The organism is Planktothrix rubescens CCAP 1459/22 (assembly GCA_904830895.1).
GTDB classification, from domain to species: Bacteria; Cyanobacteriota; Cyanobacteriia; order Cyanobacteriales; family Microcoleaceae; genus Planktothrix; species Planktothrix agardhii.
Map to the genome: position 1 here is coordinate 442,947 of LR882958.1, position 14,216 is coordinate 457,162.

At 39.9% G+C, this 14,216-nt stretch carries 11 protein-coding genes and 1 pseudogene; 8 read left to right on the top strand and 4 right to left on the bottom strand.

Translation table 11 applies throughout. The annotated features are described in order from the left end of the window. Positions 1-39: 39 nt before the first annotated feature. Positions 40-444, top strand: a complete 405-nt coding sequence (locus NMG86_RS02150; protein ID WP_026794931.1) for a hypothetical protein — start codon at positions 40-42, stop codon at positions 442-444. Between the two features lie 4 nt (positions 445-448). Further along, the gene (locus NMG86_RS02155) at positions 449-1,711 is read left to right on the top strand and encodes a glutamate-5-semialdehyde dehydrogenase (protein ID WP_026796909.1); all 1,263 of its coding nucleotides are present in this window, start codon (positions 449-451) and stop codon (positions 1,709-1,711) included. Here NMG86_RS02155 and NMG86_RS02160 read toward each other — a convergent pair. After that, positions 1,708-2,541, bottom strand: coding sequence for an acyl-CoA desaturase (locus tag NMG86_RS02160; protein ID WP_026788471.1), 834 nt, complete (start codon positions 2,539-2,541; stop codon positions 1,708-1,710). The two genes, NMG86_RS02155 and NMG86_RS02160, sit on opposite strands and share 4 nt — an antisense overlap. A gap of 89 nt (positions 2,542-2,630) precedes the next feature. Between NMG86_RS02160 and NMG86_RS02165 the strand changes: the two genes are divergently transcribed. Together NMG86_RS02165 and NMG86_RS02170 are read left to right on the top strand one after the other, a co-directional pair. Continuing rightward, a complete protein-coding gene (locus NMG86_RS02165; protein WP_193372463.1) occupies positions 2,631-3,863 on the top strand; it encodes a methionine gamma-lyase family protein in 1,233 nt (410 codons plus the stop codon). Positions 3,864-4,070: 207 nt separating this feature from the next. Beyond that, positions 4,071-4,325: a hypothetical protein gene (locus NMG86_RS02170; RefSeq protein ID WP_026794927.1), complete on the top strand. Its 255-nt coding sequence runs from the start codon at positions 4,071-4,073 to the stop codon at positions 4,323-4,325. Positions 4,326-4,340: 15 nt separating this feature from the next. Here the strand turns inward: NMG86_RS02170 and NMG86_RS02175 are convergent, their stop codons facing one another. Both NMG86_RS02175 and NMG86_RS02180 read right to left on the bottom strand, forming a co-directional pair. After that, entirely contained in the window at positions 4,341-5,447 is a 1,107-nt protein-coding gene (locus tag NMG86_RS02175; protein ID WP_026796911.1) for a site-2 protease family protein, read from the bottom strand. 195 nt (positions 5,448-5,642) lie between these two features. Beyond that, the gene (locus tag NMG86_RS02180) at positions 5,643-6,629 is read right to left on the bottom strand and encodes an NAD-dependent epimerase (protein ID WP_026796912.1); all 987 of its coding nucleotides are present in this window, start codon (positions 6,627-6,629) and stop codon (positions 5,643-5,645) included. A gap of 129 nt (positions 6,630-6,758) precedes the next feature. Here NMG86_RS02180 and NMG86_RS02185 point away from each other — a divergent pair. The 3 genes and pseudogenes from NMG86_RS02185 to NMG86_RS02195 all read left to right on the top strand — a co-directional run bounded on the left by NMG86_RS02185 (position 6,759) and on the right by NMG86_RS02195 (position 12,231). Beyond that, positions 6,759-9,280, top strand: a pseudogene (locus NMG86_RS02185) (CHAT domain-containing protein). Positions 9,281-9,458: 178 nt separating this feature from the next. Next, positions 9,459-10,253, top strand: coding sequence for a DUF928 domain-containing protein (locus NMG86_RS02190; RefSeq protein WP_026788477.1), 795 nt, complete (start codon positions 9,459-9,461; stop codon positions 10,251-10,253). Positions 10,254-10,269: 16 nt separating this feature from the next. After that, entirely contained in the window at positions 10,270-12,231 is a 1,962-nt protein-coding gene (locus NMG86_RS02195; RefSeq protein WP_026796913.1) for a CHASE2 domain-containing protein, read from the top strand. A 143-nt stretch (positions 12,232-12,374) separates the two neighbouring features. Here the strand turns inward: NMG86_RS02195 and NMG86_RS02200 are convergent, their stop codons facing one another. Next, a complete protein-coding gene (locus NMG86_RS02200; RefSeq protein ID WP_026798734.1) occupies positions 12,375-13,343 on the bottom strand; it encodes a metal ABC transporter solute-binding protein, Zn/Mn family in 969 nt (322 codons plus the stop codon). Positions 13,344-13,423: 80 nt separating this feature from the next. Here NMG86_RS02200 and NMG86_RS02205 point away from each other — a divergent pair, with 80 nt between their 5' ends. After that, on the top strand, positions 13,424-14,185 hold the full coding sequence (locus NMG86_RS02205; protein WP_026796914.1) for a metal ABC transporter ATP-binding protein: 762 nt from the start codon (positions 13,424-13,426) through the stop codon (positions 14,183-14,185). Positions 14,186-14,216 lie beyond the last annotated feature (31 nt).

Here is a 14,216-nt window from a genome sequence, read left to right on the forward strand (position 1 = left end):
TAATTATTGTAAAAACATTATTAAATTAACGGATCGCTTGTGCCATCCCAAAAAGCTCAAAAGATTGATTTGAATGGGGATTATCCTTGTCCCTGTCGGCGAAAGGGGCGGTTGGTTCCGATTGCGCTGACAGAAGCCTTTGGCTGCGATCGCTGTCAGCAAATTTTTGTTGTCGATGAGAGTGGTTATTGCTTAGAACAACTCGCCACCCATTATCCTTATAAACAGGCTTGGCGTTGGACAGGTCATCAATGGAATAGAGCCAGTCCTGGGTTAAAAGCCCACTATTTACCCATGGCTTTGGGGATGCTCCTAGTTCCATTAGTGATCTGGTTACCATTAGCCTTGTATTCACCTGGGCCAAATCTGGTGTTATGGGCGATGGTTGCTATTGTGTTGGCGATGTTACCCGCATTGATGGTTTGGCTCGCTTACAGGCGTTAGCGGCATGATAATTGATGATTTCTCTCTCCTTCCGACCGATAATCCTTTGCGTCGTGCTTACCTTGCTAGTTTTGAATTAGCCAAAACCAGAGGGGTAGATCGGAGTCTCGCCTTGCAACTGATGGCGAAAGCCTTGCGATCGCGACAGAATGATATCCTAGAAGCCAATACCCTCGACCTAGAAGCCAGTCGCAACCTAGGGCTATCGGAATTAATCACCGACTGGCTGAAACTCACCCCTGAACGCTTAGAAACCACCGTTCAAATTTTAGAGCGTCTGGGACAACTGCCCGATCCCATTGGTCGGGTGATGAGTGCTTCCTATCAACTTGAACAGGGACAAACCTACTTTCAACCGATTCCCCTGGGGGTAGTGGCGTTGGTTTATGAAGCCTTCCCCGAATTAGCGGCGATTGCGACGGGACTCTGTTTAAAAACCGCTAATAGTCTAGTGCTGTTAGGGGGAACAGAAGCCAGCCATTCTAATCAGATGATTGTTCAAACCTTGCAACTCGCCTTAGAGGAATCGGGACTTCCCCCAGGCTGTTTAGAAATGCTGCCGTCAGAACCCCATACTCCGATTAAACAGTTAATTACTCAAGACAAATATATCAATTTAGTCATTCCCTACGGTCGCCCCAATTTTGTGCAGCAGGTCGTAAATCAATCTACGGTTCCCGTCTTGCGTTCCGCCATGGGAAATTGTTATTTATACTGGTCATCTACGGCAAGTGTGGATACGGCGCGATGGATGATCTTAGATAGTCATGATGGTAAACCGGATGCCGTTAATGCCATTGAAAAAGTTTTGATTGATCCTAATCAAAAAAGCTCATCCCTAGTGCGATTATGGAATAACTTACGGGAAGCTGGATTTGAACTGCGGGGGGATGAAGGGCTCGCTCAAGAATTTTCGGAATTAATTTTAGCAGAAACAACAGAATGGTCAAGACCTTATTTAACTCGCACCGTTGCTTTTAAAAGGGTAGATCATTTACAACAAGCTATTATTTGGATGAATACCAATAGTAGCGGTCACGCAAACTGTTTAGCCACCGAATCCTATTCCGAGAGTCGAAAATTTGCGCAGGATGTCAATAGTGCCTTGACCTTTATTAATGCGTCTCCTCGATTTTCCCGTCACTTGAACCGAGGAGACGCAATTTTTCTGGGAATTTCTAACCAGAAAGGATATCGTCGGGGGTTAATAGGTTTAGAAGCCCTAATGACCCTGAAGCACGTTGTTCAGGGTAATCGGCAATTTTAGATACGTTGGGCTTCAGCATTGGCGGGGGGTAATTTTACTTTTTGGGCTAACCCCAACGCTTGTAACAGCGCAATGGTCATCCAGGTTAAGTCAATTTCCCACCATTCCAAACCGTGACGGGCGGAATATTGAAAAGCATGGTGATTATTATGCCAACCCTCACCATAGGTAACAACGGCGACCCACCAGCAGTTACGTGAGGAATCCCCCGATTCGTAGGTTTGATAGCCAAATTTGTGAGTAGCACTATTCACAAACCAGGTGCAGTGGAACATCACCACCACCCGAAAGAAAATACCCCAAACCACAAAAGGCCAACCGCCCATTAGATACAGCAAGAATCCAAATACCACTTGAATTACCAAGAAGTAGGTTTGGAAGAACTGATATACTGGGTCATCGGAAATATCTTTTGTGAAACGGGGAATTTCTTCATCCGCCGGAGTATGGAACAACATCCAGCCCATGTGACTCCACCAAAAACCTTTTGTGGAATCATGGGGATCTTGATCGTAATCGGAATATTGATGATGGAGACGGTGTAACCCGATCCAATCAATCGGCCCTCCTTGGCAAGCGAGGGTTCCACAAAAAATTAAAAAATATTCTAGCCATTTGGGAGCCTCAAAACTGCGATGGCTAACCAGGCGGTGAAATCCTAGGGTAATTCCTAAGCCTCCCGTCACCCAATGTAAAAATAGAGCTAGACCTACGGCGGGCCAGCTAAAGTTACCGGGTAAAAATGCCAGCAGCGCGGCAGCATGGAGTGACACCATAAAAGCAATGGTGATCCAGTCGGGCTTATATTGAGGTGAAGTTGCAATCGTCATGAAGAAACGAAAATTCGAGCTTTTTTTTTAACAAAAGAGTCCTATTTGCGTCATAATATGCACCGCCCACAAATTGATTGAGTTCAGTGATGATATCCAGCATCGAACAGCTAAAAGAAGCAGAACAGGAACTATTTCCGATTTTTTCTGGTATTGACACGCAGGTCAAGCATAATCTTAAACGAGTTTTAGATTCCTTCCGTCGCTACCGAGTTGGAACTCACCACTTTGCAGGTGTTACAGGCTATGGCCACGATGATTTGGGACGTCAAACCTTGGATCAAGTCTTTGCCGAGATTATGGGGGCCGAATCTGCTGCGGTACGAGTGCAGTTTGTTTCTGGAACCCACGCCATTACCTGTGCCCTATTTGGCTGTTTGCGTCCTGGGGACGAACTGCTGGCGGTAACTGGCACTCCCTACGATACCTTGGAGGAGGTCATCGGTGTGCGCGGTCAAGGTCAAGGTTCATTATTAGACTTTGGCATATCTTACCGCCAATTGGAGCTAACTGTTCAAGGAAAAATTGATTGGGAGGGTCTACGGTCGGCAATAACCGCTAAAACCCGTATGGTTTTAATTCAGCGTTCCTGCGGCTATTCTTGGCGTTCTAGTTTGTCTATTGATGAGATTGAGAAAATTGTTAATATTGTTAAAAAACAGAATCCCCATACTATTTGTTTTGTGGATAATTGTTATGGAGAATTTATTGAAAATCGGGAACCAACGGCCGTTGGTGTGGATTTAATGGCGGGTTCTTTAATTAAAAATCCGGGGGGAACTATTGTACAAGCGGGGGGTTATGTTGCTGGGCGGGAAGATTTAGTCGAAGCGGCGACCTGTCGATTAACAGCGCCGGGAATTGGGAGTAGTGGAGGGGCAACTTTTGATCAAAATCGGATTCTGTTTCAAGGGTTATTTTTAGCGCCTCAAATGGTGGGAGAAGCAATTAAAGGAACCCATTTAACCTCCTATGTTTTTAATCAATTAGGTTATCGAGTTAATCCTTTACCATTTGAACCAAGACGGGATGTGATTCAAGCCATTGAGTTGGGTTCTCCTAATAAGTTAATTGCCTTTTGTCGGGCGATTCAACAATATTCTCCGATTGGTTCCTATCTTGAACCTGTACCCGCAGAAATGCACGGATATGAAAGTCATTTAGTCATGGCGGGGGGCACTTTTATTGATGGGAGTACCTCGGAATTTTCCGCCGATGGGCCGTTAAGAGAACCTTATATTGTGTTCTGTCAAGGAGGAACCCATTGGACACATATTTCCTTAGCATTAGAAGCCGCAATTGAAGCGTTAGCAAAGGTTTAAATCCAGAAACCGGGTTTTTGTTATAGCTTTCGGTTTTTAATTCTCAATCCCTTTGCCATTTTTTTAACGGTAAAAGGAACCACAAAGGCACTAAGGCACTAAGGAATTAATATAGTAAAGTTTTTGGCAAAAACCCGGTTGCTAATTAAACCCGCCCTGTCTTAACTTATGTTATGATTACGAAAAAAACTCTATTAAATAGCGAATATGAGTATAATGATTGAATTACCTCCAGAACTAGAGCAGAAACTAAGTACAGAAGCATCTCAACTAAATTTATCTTTGTCTGACTATATTTTACGGATTTTGTTGAGTGAAGAAATTGTTAAGAATCTACCAAAAACAGGAGCAGAATTAGTCAATTATTGGCAAAATGAAGGTGTGATTAATTCTTGTCCTGATATAACTGATATGGGAGTGGGTGCTCAGAAACTGTTAATTATTCAAAGGTTTGAGTTATAGCAATCGCCATCACGATTAGGAAGTCGATTCATCTAATAAACGACGAATTGATGCTTTTTCAATAAATCCCACTAACACCCCATTCCGAACCACCGTAACTTCATTTAACTGTTGTTGTTCCAATAAATTCACTACTTCTAATAGGGATTGTTTAGCATCAATAATTGTTGTAACAACGGGTTTCATGACTGTTTCAATATGAGTTACAGGCCATTGCGCTGTAGGAATAGGTTTAAGGTCATCTCCGCTAATTTGCCCGACTAATTTGCCTACTTCATTGATAACTAAAAATTGTTGAATTGCCGGTTTACCAATAATATAATCATTGACAAAAGTTCTTAATGAAATGTCTTGAGAAACCACGGAATTTTGATTCACTAAGGCATCCTCGGCGGTAAAACCCGATAATTTATTCCGCAGCTTGGCATCTTTGGCTAAAACCCCAGCATTACTAAATACAAACCACCCAATCAAAACTGTCCAGAAATTAGGAGACCCACCGGAGATTAACAGGGGTAAAAATCCCAATGAAATTCCGATTAAACCTAATCCTTGACCCGCTCGACTTGCAAATAGAGTCCCCTGATATTGATTCCCGGTAATTTTCCAAACCAAAGCTTTAAGAATATTCCCACCATCAAGGGGTAAACCGGGAATTAAATTAAAGATTGCTAGGGCTAAATTAACATAAGCCAAGAGATTAACTAAAGCCGATAAAGGCCCTGTTACTAGCAAATAGGAGCCAATAAAATGCAACCCCAAAAATAACAATAAACTGACTAACGGCCCAGCAATGGCAATCCAGAAAGCCCCGGCGGGAGTTTTCGCTTCTTGGTCTAACCCGGCTAATCCCCCAAACAAAAATAACGTAATAGATTTAACCTGAATTCCTTGTTTGATTGCTACAAAACTATGTCCTAATTCATGGGCTAAAACCGAAGCAAATAGAAGCAATGCGGCAATTAATCCGAGGAATAATGACAGTCCTAAACCTAATTGGGGAAATTGAGATCCCAAATTTCCCCCATAACTGAGGGTCATTAATCCCAGAATCAGAAACCAAGAAAGGTTAATATAAAATGGGATACCGAATAAATTACCGACGCGAATAGAGCCATTCATATTGGCTACCTCTTATACTAATCCAGAAGTAGATTCAACCTCTGGTCTTTCATAACTTCAGTGTAACGAATTGTAAATAAAATCGCCAATCTCCTCCAGGGTGTATATACCAACCTATGAAGTACGGTTTTCCTCTGTGAGCAACCTAAATAAATAGTTTCCATGGTTGCCTATTTTAGCCTAAAAACGCTATTTTTAAACCCGATAATAGGAGCGATACCAGTCTACAAAATTTTGGACTCCGACTTCAATAGAAGTATTGGGTTGAAAGTCTATATCTTGAATTAAAGCATCGACATCCGCATAGGTTATCGGGACATCTCCGGGTTGAATGGGCATAAAATTTTTGATTGCAGGTTTACCTAATGCCGTTTCTAAGACTTCAATCAAATGTAATAATTCAATCGGTTGATTATTCCCAATATTATACAGTTTATAGGGTGCGTTTGTATGGGGATTTTCACCGGATTGGGGAATTCTATCTAATGTTCTAATTACTCCTTCTACAATATCATCAATATAGGTAAAATCCCGTTGCATTTTGCCATAATTAAACACATCAATGGGTTTTTCTTCGAGAATGGCTTTTGTGAAAATAAACATCGCCATATCGGGACGACCCCAAGGCCCATAAATGGTAAAAAATCGCAATCCTGTCATCGGAATCTGATATAAATGGCTGTAACTATGGGCAATTAATTCATTGGATTTTTTTGTTGCTGCATATAAACTAATCGGGTAATCTACATTATCTTCTACTGAAAACGGGATTTTTTTATTCGCCCCATAAACAGAACTCGAAGACGCATATACTAAATGTTGAATTTGGGAGTGACGACACCCTTCTAAAATATTCAGAAATCCCACTAGGTTACTATCAATATAAGCATAGGGATTTTTTAAAGAATATCTGACCCCGGCTTGGGCGGCAAGATGGGCAACTTGTTCAAAATTTCCTTGAGCAAATAACTGATTAATTCCCTCTCTATCCGCTAAATCTAATTTTTTAAAGGAAAATCCTGATCGGTTTTTTAACTGTTCTAAACGGGCTTGTTTTAGAGAAACATCATAATAATTATTGAGATTATCAATTCCGATGATGGTGTCTCTTCGGTCTAACAAACGTTGACACAGGTGAAATCCCACAAATCCTGCCACCCCGGTCACTAATAAGTTAGCCATGTTTCCCCACATAAATTTCAATAACGAAAATAAAAACAATAACTGATCCTGTTAGAATCAATTTATAATTGTATTATAGCAGAGAATGGAAAATATAGAAAGAGGTTAATTATGTTAAACAAAGGTTTAATGAGTTTAGGAATTTTACCTATTGTATTCTTCAATAATTTCACCCTGACTTTAGGCAATTATCAACCTCTGACAGATCATAATATTGTTCAAAATAATGCCCAGGATGCAACGGCGTTATTTCAACAAGGAAAACAATATTATACTCAGGGACAATATAGTCAATCGGCTGAATTTTTGCAACGGGCAATTTTAGGTTTTTCTCAACAGGGAGATCGGGTAAATCAAGCCATAGCTTTAAGTAATCTATCTTTAGTATTTCAACAATTAGGACAATGGGATCAAGCCGAAAAAAACCTGGAATTAAGTTTGGGATTAATTCAGGATTCATCTTTAAAACCTTTGATTTTAGCTCAAATCTTAGAAATTCAAGGTCAATTACAATTAACAAAAGGACAGCCGGAACAGGCGATTAAAACTTGGAAACAATCTTTTAAACTTTATCAGGAAGCGGGAAATTTATTAGGGACAATTACCAATCAAATTAATCAAGCGATGGCTTTACAAAGTTTAGGACTTTATCGACAATCTTTACAAACTTTAATAGAAGTCAACGAAACTTTAAAATCACAACCGGATTCTTTAATTAAAGCCACGGCTTTACTAAATTTAGGAAATACCTTAAAACAGGTGGGAGATTTAACAACTTCTGAAACGGTTTTACAACAAAGTTTGGAATTAGCTAAAACCTTAAATAACCTGCAATTATTAAGTCAAGTATATTTGAGTTTAGCTAATCTTAATCGCAGTCAAAACAATTTAGATTTGGCTTTAAAATATTATCAAAATGCCGCCGAAACTGCTCCTAATGCTTTGGGGAAAATCCAAGCCTTAATTAATCAATATAGTTTGCTCATTGACTTAAATAAACAAACGGAAGCAGAAAGTTTATCTAATCAAATTCAATCTTTTCTACCGCAAGTTCCCGTCAGTCGCAGTTCAATTTATGCTCAGGTTAATTTTAGTAATTATTTAATCAAAGTTGCAAAAAAATCAGATGCTAATTTTTCTGAAATTATCATTTTATTAAATACCGCAATTCAAGATGCTAAAAACCTACAGGATTTGCGAGCAGAATCCTACGCATTAGGAAGTTTAGGCAAGTTTTATGAACAAAATCAACAACCTTTAAAAGCCCAAGAGTTAACAGAAAAAGCATTATTAATTGCCCAATCTATTAATGCCTCCGATATTGCCTATCAATGGCAATGGCAGTTAGGAAGACTCCTGAAACAACAAAATCAAAAAGAACAAGCGATCGCGGCCTATACAGAAGCCGTTAATAGCCTAAAATCCCTGAGAAAAGACCTAGTAGCTATTAACCAAAATGTGCAGTTTTCCTTTCGGGAAAGTGTGGAACCCGTCTATCGAGAATTAGTCGATTTAATCTTACAATCTCCCAGCCAAGCAAACCTAAAAACCGCCCGGGAACTGATAGAATCATTGCAACTCGCAGAACTCGATAACTTCTTCCAAGAAGCCTGTTTAGATCAAGAAATCAAACCCCAACAAATTGATCAAATAGATTCCCAAGCCGCCGTAATTTATCCGATTATTTTAGCGAATCGCTTAGAAGTAATTATCTCAATTTCCGGTAAACCCTTACAACACTATTCTACCACAATTCCTCAAGCACAAGTTGAAAATATCCTGAGTAAATTACGACTATCTTTCCAACCCATTTTTTCCACAAAAGAGCGTTTACAATTATCCCAACAGGTTTATGAATGGCTGATTCGTGCAGCCGAACAGGATCTCAAAAATAATTCGATTAAAACCTTAGTTTTTGTCTTAGATGGTTCCCTGCGGAATATCCCCATGGCTGCCCTATATGATGGTAAAAAATATCTAGTTGAAACCTATAATCTAGCCCTAACTCCAGGTTTACAACTTTTGGCTTTTCGCTCCCTAAAACCTAATCAACTGCAAACATTAACCCTCGGATTAAGTGAAGCTCGCCAAGGATTTTCCGCCCTACCTGGGGTAGCCTCAGAAATCCAACAAATTGAAGAAAATATTCCCACAAAAGTTTTATTTAATCAACAATTTACCCGGGATGCTGTGCAACAACAAATTCAAAAAACCGCCTTTCCTATTGTACATTTAGCCACCCATGGACAATTTAGTTCTAAAGCCGAAGACACATTTTTATTAACCTGGGACAGTCGAATTAATGTTAAAGATTTAGATTATCTGCTTCGTAGTCGTCAACCCGGAGAACAAAACCCCGTAGAATTATTAGTCCTGAGTGCTTGCGAAACCGCCACCGGAGATCAACGGGCTGCTTTGGGGTTAGCGGGGGTAGCCGTGCGTTCGGGGCGCGGAGTACCTTGGCCACCCTCTGGCAAGTTAACGATACCTCCACGGCCTCCTTGATGGCAGAATTTTATCGGGAATTAATCCAGCCCCAAGTCACTAAATCTCAAGCCCTGCGTCAAGCCCAGTTAAAGCTGTTACAACAGCCTCAGTATCAAGATCCTTACTATTGGGCTCCCTTTGTTTTAGTGGGAAATTGGCAGTAAATTTGTGACTCTGACCCTAGGTGATCAAAGATTTAAGTGCGGTTACTATCCTGGTTTTTAGATTGGTTTTTGATAAAATTAAAAGATTAGTGCATCAACCGGGACAAATTAATCTCAAGCCAGTCCCGTTAAATCCAATTCCCTCATTTATTGGTATTCTTTGGAGACTTGTACTTTTATGCCCCGAAAATATTTGCACCAACATTGGATTAGCCTGTCTCTCCTGACCCTTGTAGGAGGGGCTTTTGTTCCTCAACTGTCTGTTATTGCCCAGCCTAACAGTGCTGAGGGCACCCAAATCAGTATGGCTTTTGAACCCCCAGCCGGGGAAGGAATGCCCAGCCGCACCGCCGGAGGAGGTTCTCGCGGTCAATGTCCGAATGTTGTCCAGGGAATCAACCCCCCCTTAATGGCTTTAGTTCCGGCTTTTTCGACTCAGCCGAATAGTAAACAAACCGATATTAAAGGGTTGACTATGGCGGCAACTCCGACCTTCTTTTTCTATGTTCCCCCAATTCCCGCAACCAAAGCGGCTTTTAGTCTAAAAGATCAAAACAATAACGACATTTACCAAACCAATCTAGCAATTTCTGATCAACAGGGAATTGTTAGTATTCAACTTCCCAAAGATACCCCTCCTTTAAAAATTGGTCAAACCTATCGTTGGTCATTTGGGGTAATTTGTAATGCGGAAAATACCGCCGAACCTAAAGTTGTGTTTGTAACTGGGGAAATCAAAAGAACCGAACCCGATGCCAGCTTAACGGCAAAATTGCAACAAGCTAAACCCTTAGAACAGGCTAAAATTTATGCTGAAAATGGGATTTGGTTTGAGAGTTTAGCCACCTTAGCTAAATTACGTCAAACTCAACCTACCGATAGCAATTTAACTCAGGAATGGCAACAACTTTTGGAATCCGTTGGTTTAGAAACGATTGCTAATCAGCCCTTTATGAATGCCCTTGATAATTAATTAAGGTTCAACTCCCATGCAGCAGTATGAAGTTATGAAACCTCAAAAAACCGCCTTCAGACTTCATACTTTAAGACTGCGAGTTTCTTGGCAATGGCTGAAGTTATTCCGTTATTTATGGTTAAGTCCATTGATCACCGCTTCAGTCATTGCCTTGCAAAGTACGGGTTTTTTACAACTTTTAGATTGGGCAACTTTTGATCAATTTGTCCGTTGGCGACCCCTGGAATCTCTCGACCCCAGAATTGTCATTGTTACGATTGATGAACCAGATTTAAAAAAGCTCAGACAATGGCCGATTCCCGATGCTATTTTAGCACAATTAATTACAAAAATCAAGCAACAAAACCCCGTTGCTATTGGCTTAGATATTTATAGAAATTTACCCGTTGAACCCGGGAATAAAGATTTAGTTAATGTTTTTAAAAATACTCCAAATTTAATTGGTGTAGAAAAAGTTGTTGAGGATCAAAATCGATCTTCTATTGAGCCTCCACCTATATTAAAAGAGAAAGATCAAGTGGGAGCGGCGGATTTAATTTTAGATGCCGATGGCAAAATTCGTCGAGCATTATTATCAATAAAACCTCCAGACAGTCCTACTATTCTTAATTTGGGGGCGAGACTTGCTCTGATGTATTTGGAAGCTCAAGGAGTGACGCCGGAAATGACGGCAAATCATCAGGTGAAATTAGGAAAAGCCGAATTTATTAGATTTACTCAAAATGATGGGGGTTATGTTCGCGCCGATGATAAGGGTTATCAAATCCTATTAAATTATCGAGGATCTCAGGATAATTTTAAGACTATTTCCATAACCAAGGTTTTAAATAATCAAGTTCCCCCGGATTTTTTTAGAGATAAAATTGTATTAATTGGCCCCTTTGCTCAAAGTTTAAATGATTTATTTTTTACTCCCTATACCAGTAATTTATTTAGTATCAGTGACCGAACTCCTGGAGTGATTATTCATGCTAATATTGCCAGTAAAATTATTAGTAGTGCTTTAGACGGACGACCATTAATTTATGTTTGGCCGGATCGAATAGAGTGGTTTTGGGTCTTTATTTGGTCAACTTTAGGCAGTAGTTTAGGTTGGATTTATGGCGGAACTCGTTGGACGGCTTATTGTTTAATTTTAGCGACCGGGAGTTTAATTCTGATTTCCTACGGAGCATTTTTAAGTGGATGGTGGCTACCCTTAATTTCGCCTTTATTAGCATTAGTTAGTTCGGGAATGATGGTAACAGCTTATATTGCTAATGTTGAACGTCAAGATCGGAAAATGGTGATGACTTTATTTCAACGTTATGTAAATCCCAAAATTGCCGAAACTATTTGGCAAAATCGAGAGGATTTATTAGAAAAAGGTCAAATTATGGGACAGAAAATGATTGCTACTGTCCTATTTACTGATATTAAAGGATTTAGTACCATTGCTGAACAAATGGAACCAGCAATGTTAATGAATTGGTTAAATGAATATATGAATGCTATGGCTAATATTGTCTTTGAACATGATGGAGTTGTGGATAAATTTATGGGGGATGCTGTGATGGCGGTTTTTGGGGTTCCTATTCCGAGAAATTCTGATCAAGAAATTGCCCAAGATGCCACATCTGCGGTATCCTGTGCTTTAGCAATGGGGGAAAAATTGCGATCGCTGAATCAAAAATGGAAACAACAAAATCAACCCATAATTTCTATGAGAATTGGTATTGCCACCGGAATTGTAGTTACTGGAAGTTTGGGAAGTTCTCAACGAATGGAATATACAACTTTAGGCGATAGTGTTAATATTGCGGCTCGCTTAGAAAGTTATGATAAATCCTTTTATAATCAAGGAATCTGTCGAATATTAATTAATGAAGAAACCCATAAACAAATTGATAGTAAGTTTACTACTTGTTATGTTGGTCGTGTTCAATTACACGGACGTCAACAGTTAATTAATATTTATCAAGTCCTGAATGATTAAAATTATTGCGTTGTTGCCCGTTGTTGCCCGTTGTTGCGCTTCAGCGCACTCTTTATAAAAGCACTCATCCCAACAACCAAAAACATTCGTTGTTGTGCTTCAGCGCCCTCATAAAGATTGCGCTTAAGCGCAACAACTAACTTTTAATTGGAATTAAAAGGAGTATATTTTCCCCCCAATGCTTCCACAATAGTTTGAGTATTTTTAACCAACATTTTAATATAGGTTTCTCCCGCACTCCCTGGAGCACCAATAGAATCAGAATATAACTGCTCTGGAGCTAATTTAACCCCCGATTCTTCCGCAACCGTTGTAATTAATTGAGGGTTAATTGTAGTTTCTGCAAAAATAGCTGGAACCCCCGCTTTCTGAATCGAACTTGCTAAGGTTTTAACAGTTTTTGCGCTCGGTTGTTCTTCCGTACTAATCCCAATTAATGTCCCAATCACCTCTAATTTATAATCATGAGCATAATATTGAAACGCATCATGGGTTGTAACTAACTTTCTATTTTCAGGGGGAATAGTGGCAATTTGTTCATGAATCCAAATATCTAATTGAGTTAATTCCTGGGTCAATTTTGTCGCATTTTTAGTAAAAATATCCCGATCTTCAGGAGATAAAATAATCAACTCATCCCTAATTTTATTCGCCATTAAAATAGCATTTTTAGCCGTTCCCCAAACATGAGGATCGGGTTGTTTTTGTCCTTTATATTGAAAATCCAAAGGTTTAACCACTTCCCCCACCGCCACTTTTTTTCCCTGAGTTCCCGCCGCCCGAATTAACTTAATTAATCCCGGTTCTAAATTATAACCATTATAAAGAATTAAATCCGCCTTTTCTAAAGCAATACTATCTTGAGGCACAGGTTCATAAACATGGGGATCTGTACCCGGTTTTAAAATTCCTAGATGTTCAATTTCATCCCCAGCAATTTGTTCAGTTAAATCAGCAATAATGGTACTGGTTGATACTACTTTCGGTTGATTACTATTAACAGAATTATTTATTTTTTCTTGAGTACAACTACTTAATCCCGTTAACATAATCCCGAAAAAAATACCCCAAAACCGCATACAAAAGGACTTTTGAGCAATTATTGACAACATAATCTTTAAACTTTCATAATATTTTCATTTTTATGATATACTATAAACATCATCATCCCCAAAAAGGGCATAGAAAACAGATGAATATTATAGAATTCCCCCATCCCAACCCGGTTTTAACTATCGAACACCTCAGCGTCAACTATCGCGGGGTGGAAGCGTTACGAGATATCTGTCTAAACATCCAACCCGGACGACTAACCGGGATTATTGGGCCGAATGGGGCGGGGAAAAGTACCTTAATGAAGGCGATGTTAGGGTTAATTCCGATGGGGACTGGTGCGGTGGTCTATGACGGAAAACCCCTAATTCAGCAACGTCAACGGGTCGCCTATGTTCCCCAGCGATCGCAAATTGACTGGGACTATCCGGCAACGGTTTGGGATATTGTGATGATGGGGAGAGTGCGGAAAACCGGGTGGTTGCGTCCTTTTTCTGGAGTCAGCCGTCGCATCGCCACCCAAGCGTTAGAAAGGGTGGGAATGGTTGAATATAAACATCGCCCCATTGGTCAACTATCTGGCGGTCAACAACAGCGTGTATTTTTAGCTAGATCTTTAGCCCAGGAATCTGATATTTTTTGTTTTGATGAACCCTTTGTTGGCATTGATCAAAAAACCGAAGCGGTGATTTTTAGTTTATTTCGAGAGTTAGCCGCATCGGGTAAAATTGTGATTGTAATTAACCATGATTTGGGAGAATCTATTGTTAATTTTGATGATTTGGTTTTACTCAATCAAGAGGTAATTGCTAAGGGAAATCGCCAACAGGTTTTGAAAGAAGATTATCTACAACAAGCCTACGGAGGAAAGGTGTTTTTCTTTTCTGAAAATGTAGCTTAATTGATTTCAGGATGCAAACAATAACTGTCTT